Source organism: Pseudomonas sp. M5A4_2d, from assembly GCF_053345295.1.
In genome coordinates, this window is the sequence record NZ_JBKEZW010000007.1 from 85,523 (window position 1) to 106,896 (window position 21,374).

The 21,374-nt window shown below is 61.3% G+C and carries 19 protein-coding genes, 4 tRNA genes and 1 pseudogene; 6 read left to right on the forward strand and 18 right to left on the reverse strand.

All coding sequences use genetic code 11. The annotated features are described in order from the left end of the window. Positions 1 to 56 precede the first annotated feature (56 nt). The 4 genes from ACLBW8_RS17375 to ACLBW8_RS17390 form a co-directional block, all read right to left on the reverse strand. Positions 57 to 132: transfer RNA gene (locus tag ACLBW8_RS17375), tRNA-Gly, on the reverse strand. A 3-nt stretch (positions 133 to 135) separates the two neighbouring features. After that, a tRNA-Glu gene (locus ACLBW8_RS17380) sits at positions 136 to 211 on the reverse strand. Between the two features lie 105 nt (positions 212 to 316). Beyond that, positions 317 to 392, reverse strand: a tRNA-Gly gene (locus ACLBW8_RS17385). Positions 393 to 395: 3 nt separating this feature from the next. Continuing rightward, positions 396 to 471, reverse strand: a tRNA-Glu gene (locus ACLBW8_RS17390). Between the two features lie 358 nt (positions 472 to 829). Here ACLBW8_RS17390 and ACLBW8_RS17395 point away from each other — a divergent pair. Next, positions 830 to 1,600: a hypothetical protein gene (locus tag ACLBW8_RS17395; protein WP_064451639.1), complete on the forward strand. Its 771-nt coding sequence runs from the start codon at positions 830 to 832 to the stop codon at positions 1,598 to 1,600. 116 nt (positions 1,601 to 1,716) lie between these two features. Further along, positions 1,717 to 2,529 (forward strand): alpha/beta fold hydrolase, encoded by an 813-nt coding sequence (locus ACLBW8_RS17400; RefSeq protein WP_447805943.1) that lies wholly within the window; start codon positions 1,717 to 1,719, stop codon positions 2,527 to 2,529. A 39-nt stretch (positions 2,530 to 2,568) separates the two neighbouring features. Here the strand turns inward: ACLBW8_RS17400 and ACLBW8_RS17405 are convergent, their stop codons facing one another. The 4 genes and pseudogenes from ACLBW8_RS17405 to ACLBW8_RS17420 form a co-directional block, all read right to left on the reverse strand. Beyond that, entirely contained in the window at positions 2,569 to 3,450 is an 882-nt protein-coding gene (locus ACLBW8_RS17405) for a methyl-accepting chemotaxis protein (protein WP_407017591.1), read from the reverse strand. After that, positions 3,427 to 4,536, reverse strand: a pseudogene (locus ACLBW8_RS17410) (HAMP domain-containing protein); the annotation flags it as partial. The pseudogene ACLBW8_RS17410 and the gene ACLBW8_RS17405, both read right to left, overlap by 24 nt. A 114-nt stretch (positions 4,537 to 4,650) precedes the next feature. Further along, positions 4,651 to 6,063: an aminotransferase-like domain-containing protein gene (locus tag ACLBW8_RS17415; RefSeq protein ID WP_064451636.1), complete on the reverse strand. Its 1,413-nt coding sequence runs from the start codon at positions 6,061 to 6,063 to the stop codon at positions 4,651 to 4,653. 203 nt (positions 6,064 to 6,266) lie between these two features. Beyond that, complete coding sequence (locus ACLBW8_RS17420) at positions 6,267 to 7,028, reverse strand: SDR family oxidoreductase (protein WP_064451635.1); 762 nt, start codon at positions 7,026 to 7,028, stop codon at positions 6,267 to 6,269. Between the two features lie 229 nt (positions 7,029 to 7,257). Here ACLBW8_RS17420 and ACLBW8_RS17425 point away from each other — a divergent pair, with 229 nt between their 5' ends. After that, on the forward strand, positions 7,258 to 8,265 hold the full coding sequence (locus tag ACLBW8_RS17425) for an NADP-dependent oxidoreductase (protein ID WP_064451634.1): 1,008 nt from the start codon (positions 7,258 to 7,260) through the stop codon (positions 8,263 to 8,265). A 135-nt stretch (positions 8,266 to 8,400) separates the two neighbouring features. Here ACLBW8_RS17425 and pyrF read toward each other — a convergent pair whose 3' ends face one another. Next, entirely contained in the window at positions 8,401 to 9,099 is a 699-nt protein-coding gene (pyrF, locus tag ACLBW8_RS17430; RefSeq protein WP_064451633.1) for an orotidine-5'-phosphate decarboxylase, read from the reverse strand. A 260-nt stretch (positions 9,100 to 9,359) separates the two neighbouring features. Between pyrF and ACLBW8_RS17435 the strand changes: the two genes are divergently transcribed. Both ACLBW8_RS17435 and ACLBW8_RS17440 read left to right on the forward strand, forming a co-directional pair. Further along, positions 9,360 to 10,124, forward strand: a complete 765-nt coding sequence (locus tag ACLBW8_RS17435) for a response regulator (protein ID WP_064451632.1) — start codon at positions 9,360 to 9,362, stop codon at positions 10,122 to 10,124. Then, the gene (locus tag ACLBW8_RS17440) at positions 10,124 to 11,158 is read left to right on the forward strand and encodes a sensor histidine kinase (protein ID WP_064451631.1); all 1,035 of its coding nucleotides are present in this window, start codon (positions 10,124 to 10,126) and stop codon (positions 11,156 to 11,158) included. The genes ACLBW8_RS17435 and ACLBW8_RS17440 overlap by 1 nt, the downstream gene beginning before the upstream one ends. Before the next feature lie 28 nt (positions 11,159 to 11,186). On the opposite strand, the gene ACLBW8_RS17445 is transcribed toward ACLBW8_RS17440, so the two are convergent. The 9 genes from ACLBW8_RS17445 to ACLBW8_RS17485 form a co-directional block, all read right to left on the reverse strand. Further along, on the reverse strand, positions 11,187 to 12,248 hold the full coding sequence (locus tag ACLBW8_RS17445; protein ID WP_064451630.1) for an AI-2E family transporter: 1,062 nt from the start codon (positions 12,246 to 12,248) through the stop codon (positions 11,187 to 11,189). Between the two features lie 72 nt (positions 12,249 to 12,320). After that, on the reverse strand, positions 12,321 to 13,139 hold the full coding sequence (locus tag ACLBW8_RS17450) for a DUF4892 domain-containing protein (RefSeq protein WP_447805944.1): 819 nt from the start codon (positions 13,137 to 13,139) through the stop codon (positions 12,321 to 12,323). A 114-nt stretch (positions 13,140 to 13,253) separates the two neighbouring features. After that, positions 13,254 to 14,108: an alpha/beta hydrolase gene (locus ACLBW8_RS17455; protein ID WP_447805945.1), complete on the reverse strand. Its 855-nt coding sequence runs from the start codon at positions 14,106 to 14,108 to the stop codon at positions 13,254 to 13,256. Continuing rightward, the gene (locus ACLBW8_RS17460) at positions 14,105 to 14,908 is read right to left on the reverse strand and encodes an alpha/beta fold hydrolase (RefSeq protein ID WP_064451627.1); all 804 of its coding nucleotides are present in this window, start codon (positions 14,906 to 14,908) and stop codon (positions 14,105 to 14,107) included. Before ACLBW8_RS17460 ends, ACLBW8_RS17455 begins: the two co-directional genes overlap by 4 nt. Positions 14,909 to 15,005: 97 nt before the next feature. Continuing rightward, positions 15,006 to 15,449: a hotdog fold thioesterase gene (locus ACLBW8_RS17465; protein ID WP_128590296.1), complete on the reverse strand. Its 444-nt coding sequence runs from the start codon at positions 15,447 to 15,449 to the stop codon at positions 15,006 to 15,008. A gap of 30 nt (positions 15,450 to 15,479) precedes the next feature. After that, positions 15,480 to 17,129: an AMP-binding protein gene (locus ACLBW8_RS17470; RefSeq protein WP_447805946.1), complete on the reverse strand. Its 1,650-nt coding sequence runs from the start codon at positions 17,127 to 17,129 to the stop codon at positions 15,480 to 15,482. Positions 17,130 to 17,215: 86 nt separating this feature from the next. After that, positions 17,216 to 17,665: a phosphohistidine phosphatase SixA gene (sixA, locus tag ACLBW8_RS17475; RefSeq protein WP_064451624.1), complete on the reverse strand. Its 450-nt coding sequence runs from the start codon at positions 17,663 to 17,665 to the stop codon at positions 17,216 to 17,218. Then, positions 17,662 to 18,009 carry a DUF4389 domain-containing protein gene (locus tag ACLBW8_RS17480; RefSeq protein WP_447805947.1) on the reverse strand — a complete coding sequence of 116 codons (348 nt, stop codon included), beginning with the start codon at positions 18,007 to 18,009 and terminating at the stop codon, positions 17,662 to 17,664. The genes sixA and ACLBW8_RS17480 overlap by 4 nt, the downstream gene beginning before the upstream one ends. Positions 18,010 to 18,019: 10 nt before the next feature. Further along, positions 18,020 to 19,045 (reverse strand): NAD(P)H-dependent glycerol-3-phosphate dehydrogenase, encoded by a 1,026-nt coding sequence (locus tag ACLBW8_RS17485; protein ID WP_064451622.1) that lies wholly within the window; start codon positions 19,043 to 19,045, stop codon positions 18,020 to 18,022. Between the two features lie 195 nt (positions 19,046 to 19,240). Here ACLBW8_RS17485 and ACLBW8_RS17490 point away from each other — a divergent pair, with 195 nt between their 5' ends. Beyond that, a complete protein-coding gene (locus tag ACLBW8_RS17490; protein WP_221294320.1) occupies positions 19,241 to 21,373 on the forward strand; it encodes a TonB-dependent receptor plug domain-containing protein in 2,133 nt (710 codons plus the stop codon). Position 21,374 lies beyond the last annotated feature (1 nt).

Here is a 21,374-nt window from a genome sequence, read left to right on the forward strand (position 1 = left end):
AAAAATCAACACACACAAAAACGCCGATCATCACTGATCGGCGTTTTCGCTAAATATGGAGCGGGAAACGAGACTCGAACTCGCGACCCCGACCTTGGCAAGGTCGTGCTCTACCAACTGAGCTATTCCCGCAAATGGCGTCCCCTAGGGGACTCGAACCCCTGTTACCGCCGTGAAAGGGCGGTGTCCTAGGCCACTAGACGAAGGGGACACGCTACTGAAACACATGGTGTGTATTTCAGTGCCCAGAGGCCTTATCCGAAGACTTGGTCCTGGTTTCACTCAGTGCCGCCCGAAAGCCACACTGCTTGTAAATTGGAGCGGGAAACGAGACTCGAACTCGCGACCCCGACCTTGGCAAGGTCGTGCTCTACCAACTGAGCTATTCCCGCATATGGCGTCCCCTAGGGGACTCGAACCCCTGTTACCGCCGTGAAAGGGCGGTGTCCTAGGCCACTAGACGAAGGGGACACACGTACAACATTCACTCCCTACCGCGTTTCGCTGTGTGCTTTACGCTGTAAGTGGCGCGCATTCTATGGATGGATTGAAAGGTCGTCAACCCCCAAGGATAAATTTATTTAAATCAATGACTTCGCCCTGCTTTCCAGGCCTTTGCGGGCAATCTGCCCGTCCGGGCTTTGACGCCTATATTCTGGCGCCCGACAAGGCGCTATAGTTCGCCTCAGCAAATGATGGCAATGTGCATCTATCCAGCAGGCCTTTACCTATATAGAAGAAACTACCTGGGCAACTGGTCGAACAATCCTATCCGCCGGATGGCCCAGTCACTACACTCCACAACAAACCCTATAAAGAGGTCACACCGGTGACACCACTCATGATCACCCTGCTGGTAGTAGCCGGGATCGTAATACTGATCGCCATTGGCTACATGAACCACATGGTGGAAAACAACAAACTGGAAAAGAAACGCACCGAGATCGAACTCAACGATCGGCTGCGTCGTTGCGGTGAAATTACCGAGACCTTCCCCGGCCAGTTGATGACTCCGAAGCTCAAGCTGTTGCTGACCCGCCTGGAGCTCAACGTCAACCAGCGTCTGTTGAACCTCAACAAGTCCAGCGCGCCGCTCAAGGCCCGTATCGCTGAGTTGAATGCGCTGATCGGCCAGGGCGAATCGATTCCGGTGGCCAACCCCCCGGCGCCGATCCAGACCGAAGCCAAGGCCAAGGATGTGCGTTTCCTGTTGGAAGCCCTGCACGGCCAAGTCACCCGTGCCGCCCAGGACGGATTCCTGCCGACCAACGAGGCCAAGCACTGGATCAAGGAAATTCGCCATATTCTCGTGCTGCTGCACATCGAGTTCTTCAACAACCTCGGCCAGCACGCCCTGCAACAAGGCCAGCCTGGCCAGGCACGCCTGGCGTTCGAGCGTGGCGTACAGTACCTGCGCAAACAGCCGGAGCCGGTCCTCTACAGCGCGCAGTTGCAATTGCTGGAGAATCAACTGGCCCGCGCCAACTCTACGGTGCTGACCAACAGCGCGCCCGCCGAGGATGAAGTCAACGAGTTGACCGAAGGCCTGAAAGTAGTTGATGCCGACGCGGAGTGGAAAAAGAAAGCCATCTACGACTGATCGCCCTGCCTCGCATGTGGCGAGTTACTCGCCACATGCCATCACTTTGCATCTATCCGCACGGCCCCGACTAGCGTAAAAAAGTGCCCCTCACTCCGTGAAGTTAGAGGCCTGCTATGCCTGTTGCCGTGATTGATGGACAACCGCTGCACTATGTCGACCAGGGCACCGGCCCGGTCGTCCTCCTTGGTTCGAGCTACCTGTGGGACCGCAACATGTGGGCACCGCAGATTGAAGCCTTGTCGCAACAATACCGCGTCATCGTCCCCGAGCTGTGGGGCCACGGTGAGTCAGGCCCGCTACCGGCCCAGACCCACTCTCTGGATGACCTGGCGCGCCAGGCCCTGGCCCTGCTGGACCAACTGGACATTGCACAGGTCAACCTGGTGGGCCTCTCGGTCGGTGGCATGTGGGGCGCACGCCTGGCATTGCGGGCACCTGAGCGCATCAACAGCCTGATATTGATGGACACCTACCTGGGCGCCGAGCCCGAGACCACGCGTCAGTACTATTTCTCGCTGTTCAAGATGATCGAAGACGCTGGCGCCATCCCGGAGCCGTTGCTCGATGTGGTCGCACCGATCTTCTTCCGACCGGGGATCGATCGTGAGTCGGCGCTGTATCAGGATTTCCGCAAGGCCCTGAAAGCGTTTACCAAGGAGCGGCTGCTGCAGAGCATCGTGCCCCTGGGGCGCCTGATCTTCAGCCGCGCCGACGTATTGGATCAACTGCCACAGCTGGACGCAGAGACCACCCTGGTGATGTGCGGCGAACAGGACAAGCCTCGTCCACCCGCCGAATCCCAGGAAATGGCCGAGCTGATCGGCTGCAGCCTGATCCTGATTCCAGAGGCCGGGCATATCTCTGCCCGGGAAAATCCGGACTTTGTCAACGAAGCGCTGCTGACCTTCCTCGCCAACAACGCCTGATCGCTCTTGCGCCCTTTGATCGCAGCCAACACGGCACGATCAAAGGCGGAAGTGCCCCACCATGCCCTTGAGCTCAGCCCCCAATTGCGCCAGTTGAATGCTCGACGCGGCGTTACCTTGCATGCTCAACGCCGATTGATCGGCGCTCGCGCGAATGCTGGTGACGCTGCGATTGATCTCCTCAGCCACCGAGCTTTGTTCTTCGGCCGCCGCCGCAATCTGCTGGTTCATCTGCTGAATCAATGACACTGCGGCGGCGATGCTGCCCAACGCACTCTCGGTCTCCAGGGCATCACTGACGGCCAGCTTCACCAATTCGCCACTCTGCTGAATCTGCTGTACCGATGACTGCGCCGCGCTGCGCAAGGTGCTGACCAGCCGCTCGATCTCCTCGGTCGACTGCTGAGTGCGCTTGGCCAGCGCCCTCACCTCATCCGCCACCACCGCAAAGCCTCGGCCTTGCTCGCCTGCGCGGGCGGCTTCGATGGCGGCGTTGAGCGCAAGCAGATTGGTCTGCTCGGCCACGCTTTTGATCACGCTCAACACGGTGCCGATGTTCTGGATTTCCGCACTCAGGCTCTCGATACTGGCGCTGGCACTGGTGCTCGACGTTGCAAGCAATTCAATGCGCTGCAGGCTCTGGCGCACCACATGCTGACCGCTTTCGACCTTGTCATCGGCGGTCTGCGCGGCTTGCGCGGCCTCTTCGGCGTTGCGCGCCACGTCATGCACCGTGGCCGTCATCTGGTTCATCGCCGTGGCGACTTGCTCGGTCTCTTCCTTCTGGCTGCTGACTTCAACATTGGTTTGCTCGGTGACGCTGGACAGGGAATGCGCCGAGCTGGCCAATTGCTCAATACCCGCCTGCAAGCCGCTGACCATCTGGCTCAGGCCATTACCCATCTGCTGCATCGCCTGCATCAACTGGCCGATCTCATCACGACGGCTGACTTCCATCCGCCCACTCAGGTCCCCGGCGGCAATCTGCTGGGCCACGGTGATCACACTGCGCAGGGGCGCGACGATCAACCGGGTGATCACCCAGGCCGCAATCAACCCTACCAACAGTGCCAGGGCTGAGGAACCGATGATCAGCACCGCGCTTTTTTTCAACTGTGCCTGCATTGACTGGTCTTCGGCGTTGTACGCCTGGTTGACCCGGCTGACCACTTGATCGGCGCGGTCATGCAACTGCTTGTAGACGACTTTTTCCTGAGCCAGCAACCCGGTGTATTCGCCGAGTTTTTCGCTGAACGCGGCAATATGCCCGGACACTTCGTTGAGCACGGTCTGGTAACCCGCGTCCTTGACCGACGTTTTCAACTGTTCGACCTGAGCCAGCGCCTGATCGGCCTGCTCGATCCTGCCTTGCTCGGCATTGTCGGCATCCGCCTTGCGGCTCTGATCCAGGCGCACCCGCGCTTCATTCATGGCTTGCAGCATCAACCGCGACACCTGGCTGACCTGCCCCGCCTGCGCGATAAACTCGGCGCCGTCCTTACCCTGGCTTTCCTTGAGGCCATAGGCCCCATCATCGGCCAAACCGGCCTGCAGCACGTCGAGGTTATTGGCCACACTGGACACCGACCAACTGGCCATCTCCAGGGCCAGGTCCTTGGTCCGGGTCAACTCGACGAATTCGTCGAACGCCTTGCGATAAGCGGCCAACGCCTGCTCAACATCGCTCATCACCGGTACATTGGCGGCGGACTGGGCTTTTAACGTGGCCGCCAGGGCCGCCAGCGAATCGACGCTTTCATGCAGGGCATCGACAGCTTTGGGGTCAACGTGCAACGCATAGTCCTGCTCGATCAAGCGCACCTTGAGCAAGCCACTGTTGAGCGAAGACATCGCCTTGAGGCCTTCAAACCGCTGCCCCACAGTTTGCAGGGACCACACGCCAATGGCCGCTACCAGCGCGGTCAGCAGCAGCACCAGGGTGAAGCCCAAGCCTAGTTTTTTCGCCATACCGAGGTTGGCAAAACGTCGTTGCACGGCCGAAATCATTGCACTTGAATCCTCTTGCAATGGCAGATGCCATCAAGCCTGGTTTCCATGCTGGGAGATTCGCAACGACGAGCTACCGGCACAAGACGTTGGCGCCACAATAATGGCAAAAAGCTACATGCTCGTCGTTTTCAGAATGGTCGAGGTCGATCTTGCAGGCCCCATGGCGCGGAACAATGCCAGCGCGCGCTGATCATCAGCATAGGCCACATTGATGCGCAGCCAGTCACTTGCTTCACCTTTTGGATTAAACAGCGCACCGGGCGACAACAAGACGCCGAGTCGCCGGGCACAGGCCTGCAACCGTGAAGGATCGCCCACGCCAGGCCGCGCCCACACAAACATACCGCCGGCAGGCACAACAAACACTTCCCACTCTTCATCCTCCAGCACCTGCAGGGTCGCGGCCATTTGCGTGTTCAAGCGCTTGCGCAGGCGCTGCACCCACTTGCGGTAAGTGCCATTGGCCAGCAACGTGGCGACGACCGCTTCGGCAAAACGCGAGGTGCCGATGCCGGTCAGCGTCTTGAGGCTGGCCATTTGCGCAATGATCGCCGCGCCGGCACTGACGTAACCCACGCGCAACGCACTGCTGAGGGTCTTGGAAAAGCTCGAGACATAGATCACCCGGTCATCGTGGGGCAACGCCGACAGCCGCGTGCAACTGGCGTGCTGCAAGTCGCCATAGACGTCCTCTTCAATGATCAGGAAGTCTTCGCTACGCGCCAGTTGCAGCAAACGCTCGGCTATCGCACGGCACAGGCTGGTACCGGTGGGGTTGTGGTACAGGCAATTGATGAACAGGCACCGGGGGCGATGGCTTTGCAGCAGCGTCTCGAGCACCGGGATATCCGGGCCACCCACGGTGCGCGGGACTTCCAGCAACGTGACGCCGTGGCGCTCCAACTGCCGATAGAGGTTGGCATAGCCCGGCGTCTCGACCACCACCGTGTCGCCGGCCTTGAGCAGTGTGCGTATCAACAGGTCCTGGGCGTGGCCGGCGCCGTGGGTCGTAAGGATGCAATCGAGGCGAGTGGCGACTTTTATCTGGGTCAGCCGCTTGAGCAGTTGCTCACGCAACGCCGGCAGCCCCAGTGGCGTGCTGTAATTGAAGAGGCCGGCGGTGTCGGTACGGCTGATTTCGCGTACCGCGTAGCAGAGGTCGTCGCTTTCACGCCACGCGTCCGGCAACCAGCCGCATCCCAGTTTCAATTCGCCCAACGGGCCTTCGACGAAGGCGCCCCACGCCAGCTCCGCCCCCTCGTACCAGTGGCTTTCAAGGGAAACAGGCGGCTGGGCCACCACAAATCCCGAGCCCTGCCTTGAGGCCAATAACCCCTGGGCCACCATTCGCTCGAATGCCTCGATCACGCTGGACTGGCTAAGCAGGTTATCGAGGGCCACTTGCCGGATGGACGGCAAGCGCGTGCCGGGGCTCGCGCCGCTTTTGCGTATCCATTGCGCCACCGCGCTGACGATTTGCTGCACCACCGGTACAAGGGCTTGTCGATCGATCCCTAAATCCATGAGCCACTCACTTCAACTGTCTGTTATTCAACCCCAAACAGTTAAGCACAGAAGCCCGCTCATGCCGGTCGCCAACCTTTATTAAAGTATTGATTTTATTGACTTATTTACCTGCTGATACACATTCTGACGAGGCCTTGTGCCAGCCATGGAAACGCCCCACAGCGTCCCTGGCCTTTTCGAAGAGTGCGCGACCTTGAGTCCTAGATAGCCGTCGCGCCGCCATCCACTGCCAACGCTTGGCCAGTGGTAAATGCGGCCCCATCACTGCACAGGTACAGCACAGCGCTGGCGATTTCCTCAACTTTGCCAATACGCCCGACCGGGTGCATGGCGGCGGCAAATTCTGCCTTGCGCGGGTCAGCTTCATAGGCACGACGGAACATGTCAGTGTCGATCACCGCAGGGCACACTGCATTCACGCGAATTTTTTTCTTCGCGTACTCAATGGCTGCCGACTTGGTCAGACCGATCACGGCATGCTTGGACGCGGCATAGATGCTCATCTTCGGTGCAGCACCCAATCCCGCTACCGACGCAGTGTTGACGATCGCCCCGCCGCCCTGGGCCAGCAACAGCGGTAACTGATACTTCATGCACAACCACACGCCCTTGACGTTGACGCCCATGATTGCATCGAACTCGTCCAGTGTGCCGTCGGCCAACTTGCCCTTCTCGATCTCGATCCCGGCGTTATTGAAGGCATAGTCAAGGCGCCCATAAGCGGCGACGGTCTGCGCCATCAATTGCTGCACATCCGCGTCCAGGGTGACGTTGCAGCGCACGAACAGCGCCTCGCCACCCGACTGTTGGATCAACGCAACCGTGCCCTCGCCGCCCGCCACGTCCAGGTCGGCGACCACAACCTTCAAGCCTTCTGCAGCGAACGCCAGCGCGGTAGCGCGGCCAATACCGGCGGCGGCGCCGGTCACCAGGGCGACCTGGCCGGAAAACGTCATGCTCATGGGGGATGTCCTATGGAAGAAATAGCCGTGAGACGAGTCTAGCCAACGGCGCGGCGGGCGCGTCAGCACTATCAGAAGGCCGGTGGGTGCTGCATGAATCGCAGTGATAAGACCGCATGACTCACTATCATCCAAGTCTATCGGCAGGCATTCGCCCCCCTCTAATAACCTTGCCCCCAGGCCGTTCAGGGTCTATCACTCAAGGTCCACTTCTTGAAGAGCTCTTGCCATGACTGCCCAGACCAACCGCCAGTTCCTGCTCGCCAAACGCCCGGTCGGGGCGGCCACGCGGGAAACCTTCACCTACCAGGAAGTGCCAGTCGGCACGCCTGGAGACGGGCAAGTGCTGGTGCACAACGAATACCTGTCGCTGGACCCGGCCATGCGTGGCTGGATGAATGAGGGCAAGTCCTACATTCCGCCGGTAGGCATTGGTGAAGTGATGCGGGCATTGGGCGTAGGCAAGGTGATTGCTTCGAACAATCCGAAATTTTCGGTCGGCGATTATGTAAATGGCGCGCTGGGCGTACAGGATTATTTCCTTGGCGAGCCACGGGGTTTCTACAAGGTCGACCCTAAACTCGCCCCCCTGCCCCGTTACCTATCAGCCCTCGGCATGACGGGCATGACCGCCTACTTCGCCCTGCTCGATACCGGCGCCCCCAAGGCCGGCGAAACCGTGGTGATTTCCGGCGCCGCCGGTGCGGTCGGCAGCATTGCCGGGCAGATTGCCAAGATCAAAGGCTGCCGCGTGGTGGGCATCGCCGGGGGCGCCGACAAGTGCAAGTTCCTGGTGGATGAACTGGGCTTCGACGCAGCCATCGACTACAAAAACGAAGACGTACCCGCCGCCCTCAAGCGCGAATGCCCCAAAGGCGTGGACGTATATTTCGATAACGTCGGCGGCGATATTCTCGACGCCGTGCTCAGTCGCCTGGCATTGAAGGCGCGCGTGGTGATCTGCGGTGCGATCAGCCAGTACAACAATAAAGAAGCCGTGAAAGGCCCGGCCAACTATTTGTCGTTGCTGGTCAATCGCGCGCGCATGGAAGGCTTTGTGGTGATGGACCATGCGGCGAACTTTGCTGCGGCCGGGCAGGAAATGGCCGGCTGGATGGCGCAGGGCAAGCTCAAGAGCAAGGAAGATATTGTCGAGGGGCTGGAGACGTTCCCGGAGACGTTGATGAAGCTGTTCAATGGCGAGAACTTTGGGAAGTTGGTGTTGAAGGTCAGCTGACAGACCACGAAACCGGGTGTGGGCAGGTCAATGTGGGAGCTGGCTTGCCTGCGATAGCCCCAACTCAATATCACTGTAGGACCGAGTTGCCTGCATCGCGGGCAAGCCCGGCTCCCACAGTTGACCGCAAACCGGTCAGGCGATTTCGGCAACCACTGCCGCCAGCGCCTTCGCCGGGTCCGCCGCCTGGCTGATCGGGCGACCGATCACCAGGTAGTCAGAACCTGCATCCAGTGCCTGGCGCGGCGTCAGAATACGACGCTGGTCGTCCTGCGCACTGCCCGCCGGACGAATCCCCGGGGTCACCAGTTGCAGAGACGGGTGAGCCGTCTTCAAAGCCTTGGCTTCCAGTGCCGAGCACACCAGACCATCAAGGCCGGCCTTCTGCGCCAGGGCCGCCAGGCGCAATACTTGCTCCTGAGGCTCGATATCCAGGCCGATACCGGCCAGGTCTTCGCGCTCCATGCTGGTCAGCACGGTGACACCAATCAACAGCGGTTTGGGGCCGCTGCGCTGCTCCAGCACTTCGCGGCAGGCGGTCATCATGCGCAGGCCGCCGGAGCAGTGCACATTGACCATCCACACGCCCATTTCGGCAGCGGCCTTGACCGCCATGGCCGTGGTGTTGGGGATGTCATGGAATTTCAGGTCGAGGAATACTTCGAAGCCTTTGTCACGCAACGTGCCGACGATTTCCGCGGCGCAACTGGTGAACAGTTCCTTGCCGACTTTGACCCGGCAAAGCTTCGGGTCCAACTGGTCAGCCAGCTTCAGTGCGGCGTCACGAGTGGGGTAATCCAGGGCGACGATGATAGGAGTCTGGCAGACGGACATTGGAATGGGCTCTCAGGCAAGTCGAAATCGGCGCGGATTGTAGCGCAAGCAGCGCCGTTGCGGGATCCGATGATCGGTAAATACTGTTCAACCACGCTACAGCCGCCATTCAGGTCAATTGTGTCAGGACTGATACATTCACGACATGCCCCCAACACGCGCCGCCTCTAGCCTCGCGCACATGACCGCCCGTCCAGCACTTACAGCCGTGGAGCTGGGCGCCTATGCTGACAGCAACAACCCAGGCAGATGATCGCACTATGCATACCCCTACCGTCTCTGTAAACGAAGAGCAAAAAGGCGCGGTGCTCGCCGAAGACAAGCGCTGGAATACCCGTGCGCTGATCGTCGACGACGATGTACCGATTCGTGAACTGCTGATCGATTACCTGGCGCGCTTCAATATTTTCGCCGTCGGCGTGACCGACGGTGCCGCCATGCGCCTGGCCATGCAAGCCGAAACCTTTGATGTGGTGGTGCTCGACCTGATGCTGCCAGGCGAAGACGGCCTGTCGCTGTGCCGCTGGCTGCGCACTGAGTCAGACATCCCGATCCTGATGCTCACCGCCCGTTGCGAGCCCACCGATCGCATTATCGGCCTGGAACTGGGCGCCGATGATTACATGTCCAAACCGTTCGAACCCCGTGAACTGGTAGCACGCATCCAGACCATCCTGCGCCGAGTGCGCGATGACCGCACCGAACAGCGGGCCAACATCCGGTTCGACAACTGGCGCCTCAACAGCGTATTGCGCCAACTGGTGGCCGACGACGGGCTGGTCGTGCCGCTGTCCAACGCCGAGTTTCGGCTGTTGTGGGTGTTTATCGAACGTCCACGTCGCGTGCTGAGCCGCGAACAGTTGCTGGATGCCGCCCGTGGTCGCTCCATCGAAGCGTTTGACCGAAGCATCGACTTGCTGGTCTCGCGCCTGCGCCAAAAGCTGGGGGATGACCCCAAAGCACCGCAATTGATCAAGACCGTACGTGGCGAAGGCTACCTGTTCGACGCTCGAGACATCGGCTGATGCGCGCCACCTTCAATACGCTGTTCGGAAGGCTGTTCGGCGTACTGCTGGTGGCCATTGTGCTGGCCCATGTGCTGGCGTTCTTTTGGTTTCACCACTATGGCCCGCCGCCGCCACCGCCTCAGGAAACCTTTGTCGAGCAGCCGGACGGCACCATGACGCCGCTGCCCCGGCATCATCGCCCATGGTTTGGTGGCCCCGTGGTGCCGCTGACGTTTCAGTTTATCTCGCTGATCATCGCCGCCTGGTACGGCGCCAAACTGTTGAGCCGGCCGATCCAGCGCCTGAGCGCCGCCGCCGAGCGCTTAAGCCTCGACCTCGACAGCCCGCCGCTCAACGAGTCCGGGCCGCGTGAGGCACGCCAGGCTGCATCGACGTTCAATCTGATGCAAAAGCGCATCCGCGAACAGGTCAGCCAGCGCGCGCGCATGCTCGGCGCCGTCTCCCATGACCTGCGCACCCCGCTGTCACGCCTAAAGCTGCGCCTGGAACAGATCGAAGACACCAAGCTGCAAGGCCAGATGCGCCAGGACCTGGACGACATGATCGGCATGCTCGATTCCACCCTGAGCTACCTGCACGAACAACGCACCAGCGAAACCCGGCATTGGCTCGACGTACAGGCGTTGGTGGAGTCTCTGAGTGAAAACGCCCAGGACCAAGGCGCCGACGTGCAATTTTCCGGCACCTGCGTGCCTTTGCAGGTGCAGCCGATGGCCCTGCGTTCATGCCTCAATAACCTCATCGATAACGCTCTGCGCTATGCCGGTACGGCGCGCATAGAACTGACCGACAGCCGCGAAGCCCTGGTCATCCGTGTCATCGACCACGGGCCCGGGATTGCAGCGGATAAACGAGAGGCGGTGTTCGAGCCGTTCTTTCGTCTGGAAGGCTCACGCAACCGCAACTCCGGTGGCGTCGGCCTCGGCATGACGATTTCCAAGGAAGCGGTGGAACGCCTCGGCGGCCGCCTGAGCCTGGAGGAAACCCCAGGCGGCGGCTTGACGGCGGTGATGTGGCTGCCCCGCGCTTAAGAGCGCCACATTAGCCCTCACCCAGTCTTTACAGTGGTTTGTCTTCGCGGCGAACTTGGGCCTGGGTCGCACTCCAATCGGTCAACAGGCTGTAGGCCACCGCCAGCAACGTCGGGCCGATAAACAGGCCAATAAAGCCAAAGGCGATCAACCCGCCGAACACGCCCAACAGCACGATCACCAGCGGCAAGTTGCCGCCTCGGCTGATCAGGTACGGCTTGAGTACGTTGTCCACGCCGCTGATGATGAACGTGCCCCATACACCGAGGAAAACTGCGTAAGTGTAATCGCCCTTCCAGGCCAGCCAGGCCGTGGCCGGTATCCACACCAGCGGTGGCCCCATGGGGATCAGGCTGAGCAGGAAGGTGACGATGCCCAGCACCAGCGCGCCCGGCACGCCGGCGATCAGGAAACCGATCAGCGCCAGCAGGGCCTGGGCGGCGGCCGTACCGATCACTCCATTGACCACGCGCTGCACGGTACCGGCCACCAGTTCGATGTAGTAACCGGCGCGCTCGCCGATCAAACGCTCCAGCAAGCGATGCACGAACAGCGCCAGGCGTGGCCCGTCGCGGTAGAAAAAGAATACGAACACCAGGCTCAGGGTCAGTTCGAGGATGCCGCCACCAATCTGCGCACTGCGCGCCAGCAGCCAATTGCCGACCTGCCCCAGGTACGGCTTGATGCTGACCATCAGCGCCGCGCCCTGCTGGTCGATGCTGTCCCACGTCGCCACTAAACGCTCGCCGACAAAGGGGATCGAGCCCAGCCAGGTGGGCGCGGCAGGCAAGCCATCGACCTGGATATCCTTGATCAGGCCCACGGCGTCACGCACATGGTCTGCCAGGTTGAAACCCAGCCACACCAGCGGCACCGCCACCAGCAACATCCAGCATAAGGTCAGGATGCCTGCCGCCAGAGATTCCCGGCCGCCCAGCCAGCGAGTCAGCAAACGCATCAGCGGCCAGCTGGCGAACGCCAGCACCGCGCCCCAGAACAGCGCCGACCAGAATGGCGCCATCACCCAGAAGCTGGCACCAAACAACACCAGCAGCAGGATTTGCACCAGTAGGCGATCGTTATTGAGCATCGGGTATCTCGAGAAGAAGGCTGTAGGAAGAGAGCTTAGGCGAGCGGCGCGGGTCCGCTCGCCTGATAACGGTCAGCGTATCAGATGCAGGTGTAAACCCTTAGCGTCACCGGTGCCGGTTTCCATGCGGGCGGCGCGAACGCCGCTGTCGATCAAGCCTTGGCGCCAGGCTTCGGCCGTCGGCCCGGTCAAACTGACGCGCAAGGTGGCGTCAAGGTTCAAGCCGCGCGAAATCAGGGTCAACCAGGTGGCATCAGGCTCGGCCCCCAGCACCGGAAAATCCAGCTCGCCCGTACTTTTCAACTCACGCAGCAAGGTCGCGGAGGTGGGCAGCAAGTCCCCCAGCGGCGCGCTGGCATCGAGTTGCTCCACATGCAGATAAGCGCGACGGTTGCCGCGGGTGATGCCGTACAACGCCACCAGGGAGTTGTCCTGCGGTGCGGCCAGGCGCAACAGCAGGTACTCCTGCTGGCCATCGGCGCCGACCAGCTTGGCGTTGCCGAATACTTCATTGGCCCACAGGCTGCTTTCGCCGCAATCGCGGGCCTGGCACCAGAACAACAGCTGCGCGCCCTTGGCCTGTAACGCTTCACGCGTCTCGGTAAACGCGGCGCTGGAAGTATGCTCGGCGGGCAGTTCATAGGTGATGGCAGTGGCTTGACCGCGCGCCGTGGCCTGGCCTTCGTAGCGCAGCTGGCCGCTGATCTTGCGGATCGCACCCATGGGGTAGATGCGTTCCTTTTCTTCTGCGGGGCGGTAATCGACGATTTGCGCATCGACCTGGCGGGACACGGCCGGTAAATCCTGGCTACCCGGCACGTCGGCGGCGAACACCAAGGGGCTGAAACAGCACAGCCCGAAGGCACGGATACATCCTTTACGCAGGCTCATCGGACCGATAAGCCCTGGCCATCGGAGGTTGCTGCTGTTTTAAGAGCGGTGTTCACATCGTTCATGGTTGACTCCCTTTCAATCCGCCCAGCCTCGGCAGTTGACCCCGCCAAGTCAAGGCGTGGAGAAGAACCGATTGAAACAGTCTGCAACAAGGATCGCGCCAGGCTCATCATTAAGGTGTAAATGATGGCCTCCCGGCAGCGTGTTCACCGTAAAGGGTAGCTGAGAAAGCAATTCGGGATGTTTCGCCAGCATGCCATCAGCGGCGACCACCAACTGCGTAGGACACGCCACACGCCGCACGAAAGCCATCGCCTGTTCATCGGTCAGGCGCATCGGCGAGGCCAGGGTCAGACGGCTGTCAGTACGCCAGGTATAACCGCCCGGCACCGGCATCAAACCGCGCTGGGCCAGCAGTTCGGCGGCTTCACGGCTGACTGCCACAACGCCTTTCATCCGTGCTTCAACCGCCCGATCAAGGGTGCTGTAAACCGGCTTGCGCTTGTTCTGCAGGCTCAATTGCGCCTGCAGCGCCATGCCCAGCCGCTCCGCCGCGTTCTCGCCAGCGGCGGTCGGCGGGATTACACCGTCGATCAAACCCAGGTGCGTCACACGCTCCGGCAAAGCGCCCGCCAACACCAACGACACGATAGCGCCGAGGGAGTGGCCAAGTAATGCAAAACGTTTCCAGCCCAGTTGTTCGGCGACTTGCAGCACGTCAAAGACATAATCCCACAAGGCATAACCCGCCCCGACAGGACGATGCGCCGAGTGCCCATGGCCGGCCATGTCCAACGCGACGATGCGCAAGCCCTGCAGCTTCGGCGCCAGCCGCGCAAAGCTGTTGGCGTTGTCCAGCCAGCCATGCAGGGCGATCACCGGCAAGCCGTCTTCGGGACCAAACAGGTGCGCTGCCAACTCGATGTGCGGCAGGCTCAGGCGCACGTCCTCGACCGGCGCACTCATGCGCAACTGCGCTCGCGGGCTTGCCAACGGGAGAACAGGTTCTTGATCAAGGTCGCAGTGTCCTGAGGGCGTTCAAGGGGGAACATATGGCCACCGGGCATGGTGAGCATTTCGCCCATGGGCAGGCGGTCGACGCCGCTGGCATGGTGCCGCATCACCACCCGGCTCTGGCGCCCGCGCACCACCGCCAGCGGCACCTTCAATTGGCGAACTTGGCCGGGACTGGTGTGTGGCACGCCGCGGTAGATGCTGATTTCGGTGGCGGGGTCAAAGCGCAGGCGCAGGCGATCGCCCACTTGTTGCAGGCCATGTTGCAGGTAGGCGTCAAAGCATTCCGGGTCGAAGCCGCGAAACAGGGTCTTGCCGGCGAAGTAACTGCGCGCGGCGTCGAGATCGGTGAACTCTTCACGCCGGCCCAAGGTGCGTCCGGCAGGGGTCAGGCGGTCGATAAAACCAAAGCGCTTGGCGGCGCGGATTACCCAGCGGTCGGCGCGGGTCAGCACCGGCGAATCCAGCATCACCACACCGCGATACAGCTGTGGGCAGCGCATGGCCGCGTGCAAATGCAACACGCCGCCCAGGGAGTGGCCCACGCCCCACACCGGCTCCGGCTGCAGCTCCAGGTGGTGGATCAACTCATCCACCAGGTTCTGCCAGTTGTCGTCCACCGGAAACCTGGGGTCGTGGCCGTGCTGCGGCAGGTGAGCCACTGCATATTCCGGGGCCAGGGCGGCAAACAACTTGCCGTAAGTGGCCGAAGGGAAGCCATTGGCGTGGGCAAAAAACACGTGCTGCGACATACAAAATCCATCAACAAAAACAGGAGTTGATTGTCACCATGCCTGGCCTTTACAGCAATGACTGTAACCGCCAGGAATGATGACACTCACGCCACGCCTATCGTGCTGGCGGGTTCTCGCCCAAAGGCACCACGGCCATGGTCAGGCGCGATACACAGCTGGCCTTGCCATCGTCGCTGCTCAGGCGAATATCCCAGACTTGGGTGGTACGACCGATATGAATCGCCCGCGCCACTGCCGTCACCCGACCGCTGCGCACACCACGCAAGTGGTTGGCATTGACCTCAAGGCCCACGCAATAGAACTTGCTGGCATCAATACACAGATAAGCCGCCATGGAGCCGACGCTTTCCGCCAACACCACCGAAGCACCGCCGTGCAACAGGCCGTAAGGCTGATGAGTGCGATGGTCGACCACCATGCTGGCGGTCAGTGACTCGTCGTCGAAACGTTCGAAACGAATATCCAGCAATTCACCGATGGTGTTTTTCTGGATGGCGTTGAGTTGCTCGATATCGGGTTGGGTGCGCCACAGGCTCATGCAATTGTCCTTATTGGTTTTATTACGTGCCTAATCCTGCCACAGAATGGATTCGGTGCGCTCGCTCCAGGCCTGGAACTGCGCGCCGTAGGTCGATTCGATCACCGTGCGTTTGATCTTCAGGGTCGGCGTCAGAAAGCCGTTTTCCACCGCCCAACTGTCTTTCACCACCACCAGTTGGCGCAGACGTTCGTGTTTGTCCAGGCTCAGGTTGACGTGTTCCAGCCAGCGCTCGAGGCTACTGTGCAGTGCTTGTCGGTCCTGGCCCGCAGACGACAGCACGCACAAGCCCATCGGCGCGGTCAGGCCATCTCCGACCACGCACACCTGTTCGATCCGCGCATGCTCGGCCAGGCGGTTTTCGATCGGCGCAGGGGCGACGTATTTGCCCTTGCTGGTCTTGAAGATTTCCTTGAGTCGCCCGGTCAGGCGCAAGCGGCCATCGGTGTCCTGCTCGCCCTTGTCGCCGGTGCGCAGGAAGCCGTCATCGGTCAGGGTCTCAGCGGTTTTCTGCGGGTCCTTGAAGTAGCCGAGCATGGTCGCGCCGCTGCGCACTTGCACCTCTCCTGACGCGTCGATGCGCACTTCAACACCGGGGCACGGCCGGCCGATCCAGCCGAGTGTCTGCTGGCCGGGGCGACACACGTGCGAATAGCCGCAACTTTCGGTCATGCCATACACCTCCAACACGTCCAGCCCCAGGCGCTGATACCAACGCAGCAAGCCCTCGGGAACAGGCGCCGCACCGGACAACGCAATGCGCAGCGCATCCAGGCCCAAACCCGCCAGGACTTTATGGCCGACGCGTTTGCCGATAAACGGCAGGCGCAGCAGGGTGTCGAGGCGCTGTTGCGGGATCTTGCTGTAGACACCCATCTGAAATTTGGTCCAGATGCGCGGCACACCAAACAGCGCCGTCGGCCGTGCCCGGCGCAAGTCTGTAAGAAAAGTATCCAGGCTCTCCGCGAAAAACACCGTTTGCCCGGTGTAGATCGAGGCCAGTTCGACAAACATCCGCTCCGCCACATGGCACAACGGCAGGTAGGACAGCAGCCGATCGCCCTCCCCCAACCCAAATAATTGAGTGCCTTGCGTGGCGGCAAAACCCAGGGCGCCGAAGGTCTGCATCACGCCTTTGGGCAAGCCGGTGGTGCCGGAGGTGTAGACGATGGTGGCCAGGCTTGAGGCAGCGGGCGTGGGGTTGTCCTGGATCGGTGAACAGGCTTGCAGGTCTGACCAGCTGAAATCAAAGTCACCGGCCGGGCACAGTGGCAGGCTGATCGTCGGCAGACCGGCCGGGATACCGGCGACCATCGCCGGCCAGTCGTCCAGCTTGCCGATCAACGCCAGCGCCGCCTCGGAATGCGTCAACACATGGGCGACCGAGTCGGCAGTGAGGTTGGGGTACAACGGCACGGAGACATGCCCGGCCATCCAGATTGCCAGGTCGGCGATGATCCAGTGCGCGCAGTTTTTCGAGATCAGGGCAATGTGCGAGCCCTGGGGCAACTCCCGGGCACGCAGCCACTGCGCAGCGCAACGGGCCTGGTGACCGACCTCGCCCCAGGTGAGGGTCTGCACCGCCCCGCCGCCGATGGGTTGCACGAGAAAGGGCTTGCGCGGGTGCCGCGCTTCACGTTCGTAGAAGACCTGCAACGGCAAACGAAAAGCGACAGGCATGGGACGCGCTCCTTTGTGATCCGATGATAGCCAACCAAGCACTTGCTTGGTTGACTATATAGCACACAAAACAGCGATGACTTTTCCTACGGGTTCTTCACGCCCACCAGGCTCATCAGCCCTGCCAGTGGAAAATCCCCCTCCAACTCCGCCAGGCTGGCGGTGTGCATCGGTTGTGGCTGACGCAGATGGCCATGCTGCAAAAAGCTGATCAGGCTGCCTACCAATGGCTGGTGACTGACCAGCAGCACGTTGTCATCAGTGTCGAGCTTGTCCAGCACCTGCAGCGGGTTGCTCTCCGGCGTCAGCCACGGCACCGTGCGGATTTGCGGCTCGAAGCCCAACGCGTCACGCACCAGATGGGCAGTCTGCTGGGCGCGCACATACGGGCTGGCGATGATGGCACTGATCGGCTGGCCGATCAGGTGCGCGGCACTGCGCAACACTTCGCCACGGCCGTGCTCGGTGAGGTTGCGCTCGGCGTCGGTGCGCGCGTGCCCTTCGGCTTCACCGTGACGCAAAATCCACAGCTTCACAGCTTTGGCTCCTCATCACGCACCGGGTGCGGCGCCGGCGGTACGCTGTGGGCGGCTTCGCCCTCCGGTGCGCGCGGGGTCGGCCAGTCGGCGAACGGCCAGGGTTTTTGTTCAGTATGGAAGCTGCCAAAACGGCCAATCTGCGCCAGGAACTGGCTGAGACTGTCGCCAAAGTTCATCAGGCCCAGGTTCGGCGCGCCGTAGATCAGGCGATAGACCAACTGCACCACCACCAGCGCACCGAGCAGGAACTGCGCCACTTGCCACACCAACGCAAAGACCAGCATCCACAGGATACGCAGGAGGATGGACTCGTATGGGGGGGCTGCTTTCGGATCGTTCATGGCGCGTTCCTCAGTTGAAACCACTGGTGGAAATGAAGTCGACATCGGTTTTCGGTTCAGCGCGCATCAGCAACTCGATGACCTGATTCAAGGTGCGCCCTTCAAACAGGATCGCGTGCAGCCCGGCGACCAGCGGCATGTACACGCCGACTTCCTGAGCCTTGGCCTTCAACACTTTAAGCGTGTTGACGCCCTCGGCGACCTCACCCAGGCGGGTGACCGCGTCTTCCAGGCTCAGGCCCTGGCCCAGCGCGAAACCGACCTGGTAGTTGCGGCTTTTCGGCGACGAGCAGGTCACGATCAAGTCGCCCACGCCCGCCAGCCCCAGGAACGTCATCGGGTTGGCGCCCTGATTGACTGCAAAGCGGGTCATTTCGGCCAAGGCGCGGGTGATCAGCATGCTCTTGGTGTTTTCACCCATGCCCAAGGCCACCGCCATGCCGGCAATGATCGCGTAGACGTTTTTCAGTGCTCCGCCCAACTCCACGCCAAAACGATCGCTGCTGGCATACACGCGGAACGTGCGGCCATGCAGCACGGCCTGGACGCGCTCGCACAGCGCTTCGTCTTCACTGGCGACCACGGTGGCCGTCAGTGCGTGCTCGGCGACTTCCCGTGCCAGGTTCGGCCCGGAAAGCACGCCAATGCGCGCCTGGGGAGCGATCTCGGCAAGGATTTCGCTCATCAGCTTGAACGTGTGCGCCTCGATGCCCTTGGTCAGGCTGACCAGCAGCTTGCCCGCCAGGCGCTCGGCGTGGGGCGCCAGCACCGAGCGCAAAGCGCTGGACGGCAGCGCGACGAAGCACAGGTCGCAGTCAGTGAGCGTTGCCAACAGGTCCGTGACCGGCTCGACCGCCGGATGAATCTTGATGCCTTTAAGGTAACGGGGATTTTCCCGATGGACGCGGATGGCCTCGGCCTGCTCGGGATCGCGCATCCACTGGCGCACCGCATGGCCGTTTTCAGCCAGCAGATTAGCCACGGCGGTACCAAAACTTCCGCCTCCCAGGACCGCAATTGGGCGCTGTTCAGTCATATGCAATCCGTTAATCCATACCAGTGGCGATGGCCGCATTATACGGGGCGACTTGCTGGCGGCCAGCCCCCGCGTCAATTCAAGCGCTTGTCGGAAAATGCCACACTTGTGTGAAGTAATTGCAAGGTCCACGACTGGCAAATGGCCCCACCTCAGTTAACATGGGCGGCTATTCGTAATTATCAAGGCCGTGCCGTGTATCTGGGCCCTCCTCCTCGCTCATCTCTGTTGTGGATGCTGCCGTTGACACTGTCGTGCAGTGCAACGGCGCTGGCTGATGACCTGTTCCTCGACAGCCAGCCGCTGCCGCAGGTGCTGACGGCCACACGCCTCAAGCAATCGGCGGCGGCGGTGCCCGGCAGCATGACAGTGATCGACAGCGAGCTGATCAAGGCCAGCGGCGCACGGGACATCGCCGAGCTGCTGCGGCTGGTGCCGGGGATGATGGTTGGCTACACCACCGGCAATCAGGCGGCAGTGAACTACCACGGCACCAGCGCCAGCGATGCACGGCGCATGCAAGTGTTGATCGACGGGCGTTCGGTGTATCGCGCGGGCCTGGCGACGGTGGACTGGAGCGATATTCCGGTCGCCATGGAGGATATCGAGCGCATCGAGGTATTCCGTGGCCCCAACACCGTCAGTTACGGCGCTAATGCACTCATGGCGGTGGTCAACATCCTCACGCGCTCACCGGCCAACAGCCACGGCTCGCGGGTCAAAGTCATCCGTGGCGAGCGCGGGATCAACGACTTCTACGCCAGCCAGGGCGTTGGTTGGGACACCGGCGACTTGCGCCTTTCGATGTCGGGGCAACAGGACGATGGTTTTGACAGCGACGCGGTCGGTGCTGACCGCCGTGACGGTCGGCGCCTCAACCGTTTCAGCCTCGCCGTCAGCCAGACACTGAACGCGCAGCAGAGCATCGACTGGCAATTTGACGCCAAGGAAGGGACCAATCAGCGCCCCTATACCTACGCCCCGGTATTCGCCGGGATTACCGAAGGCGGTACTAATTCCGATGTCGTCGCCAAGGACTATGCCGGGTCAATGCGCTGGAACGTTGAGTTCAACCCCGAGCACAGCTTGTACATTCAGGGCTCGGCCCAGCAATGGGACCGTCAGCAAGTCTGGAAGGCCTGTGACGCCAAGGTGTCGTTCAGCCCGGAATTGACCCGGCTGTGGCAGTTGAACCCCAACTATGCCGAACAACTGGCCCGTCATATGGACCGCTACACACCAGGCAGCCCGCCACCTGGCAGCAGCGCCGAGCAGGCGCTGGCCGATGAAGTGCTAAAACAATGGGGCAACGACGGCAAAAACCCGGTCTGCGGCGACATCGACCAAAGCACTCGCGAAAGCCGCTACGACCTGGAGATTCAGGACACCCTGAGCCTGTCCGACAGCCTGCGCCTGGTCAGCGGCATGAACTACCGCTACGACCGCGCCGATTCCGACACTTACTTCAACGGCACCCTGGACGACACCACCTGGCGCTTGTTCGGCCACCTGGAATGGCGCGCCAGCGAACACTGGCTGCTGCAAGGCGGCGCCATGTACGAAGACACCTACTTAAGTGGCAACTCGCTGACGCCACGGGTGGCGGTCAATTACCTGATCAACCCGCGTCACGGCCTGCGGGCGGTGTACTCCGAGGCAATTCGCTCGCCGGACATGTTCGAGAACAACGTCAACTGGAGCTATCGCGTCACCAATCTGAGTTCCCCGGCCTACGGGCAGAATTCCGGGCAATATTTTGTGGTAACGCGAGGCCCGGGCAACCTCGATAAAGAGTTGATGCGCTCGCGAGAGCTGGGCTACAACGGTTTCTTTGCCGACCTCGGGCTCAATGTCGACGTGAAACTGTTCTATGACGAAATCACCGACATGATCAGTTCGCCGCTGCGCAATAACCAGTACATTGCCAGCAACGCCAACAGCGCGCGGTTTACCGGTGCCGAGTCGCAATTTGACTGGCGCATGAGCAGCGCCGACCGTCTGCGGCTCACCTATGCTTACGTCGATGCCACCTCCAGCAACCCGCTGGACAAGGCACAAACGGCCCGCAACAGTGGCTCGGCCGGTTGGTTGCGCGAATGGGGCCACGGCTGGTCCAGTGCGCTGTTCTACTATGGCGACGATGCACTCAACCAATATCGCTTCGAACGGGTCGACCTGCGGGTGGCCAAGCGCATTGCCTTGGGCAAAGCCAATGTGGAGCTGGCCGGCATGTTGCAACAACGCCTCGATAACCAGCCCACGACCTGGGCCGACAACAATTACGACAGTCGCCACGTCCTCTACTTCAGCGCGGAGTTAGAGTTCTGAC

Bases quoted from the DNA above. Each gene is read 5' to 3' on its own strand.
- ACLBW8_RS17485 (WP_064451622.1), bottom strand. From the start codon at position 19,045: ATGACTGAACAGCGCCCAATTGCGGTCCTGGGAGGCGGAAGTTTTGGT.
- ACLBW8_RS17470 (WP_447805946.1), bottom strand. From the start codon at position 17,129: ATGCCTGTCGCTTTTCGTTTGCCGTTGCAGGTCTTCTACGAACGTGAA.
- ACLBW8_RS17465 (WP_128590296.1), bottom strand. From the start codon at position 15,449: ATGAGCCTGTGGCGCACCCAACCCGATATCGAGCAACTCAACGCCATC.
- pyrF (WP_064451633.1), bottom strand. From the start codon at position 9,099: ATGTCCGTCTGCCAGACTCCTATCATCGTCGCCCTGGATTACCCCACT.
- ACLBW8_RS17460 (WP_064451627.1), bottom strand. From the start codon at position 14,908: ATGTCGCAGCACGTGTTTTTTGCCCACGCCAATGGCTTCCCTTCGGCC.
- ACLBW8_RS17415 (WP_064451636.1), bottom strand. From the start codon at position 6,063: ATGGATTTAGGGATCGATCGACAAGCCCTTGTACCGGTGGTGCAGCAA.
- ACLBW8_RS17450 (WP_447805944.1), bottom strand. From the start codon at position 13,139: ATGAGCCTGCGTAAAGGATGTATCCGTGCCTTCGGGCTGTGCTGTTTC.
- ACLBW8_RS17455 (WP_447805945.1), bottom strand. From the start codon at position 14,108: ATGAGTGCGCCGGTCGAGGACGTGCGCCTGAGCCTGCCGCACATCGAG.
- ACLBW8_RS17435 (WP_064451632.1), top strand. From the start codon at position 9,360: ATGCATACCCCTACCGTCTCTGTAAACGAAGAGCAAAAAGGCGCGGTG.
- ACLBW8_RS17445 (WP_064451630.1), bottom strand. From the start codon at position 12,248: ATGCTCAATAACGATCGCCTACTGGTGCAAATCCTGCTGCTGGTGTTG.
- ACLBW8_RS17405 (WP_407017591.1), bottom strand. From the start codon at position 3,450: ATGCAGGCGATGCAGCAGATGGGTAATGGCCTGAGCCAGATGGTCAGC.
- ACLBW8_RS17425 (WP_064451634.1), top strand. From the start codon at position 7,258: ATGACTGCCCAGACCAACCGCCAGTTCCTGCTCGCCAAACGCCCGGTC.
- ACLBW8_RS17400 (WP_447805943.1), top strand. From the start codon at position 1,717: ATGCCTGTTGCCGTGATTGATGGACAACCGCTGCACTATGTCGACCAG.
- ACLBW8_RS17420 (WP_064451635.1), bottom strand. From the start codon at position 7,028: ATGAGCATGACGTTTTCCGGCCAGGTCGCCCTGGTGACCGGCGCCGCC.
- ACLBW8_RS17480 (WP_447805947.1), bottom strand. From the start codon at position 18,009: ATGAACGATCCGAAAGCAGCCCCCCCATACGAGTCCATCCTCCTGCGT.
- ACLBW8_RS17440 (WP_064451631.1), top strand. From the start codon at position 10,124: ATGCGCGCCACCTTCAATACGCTGTTCGGAAGGCTGTTCGGCGTACTG.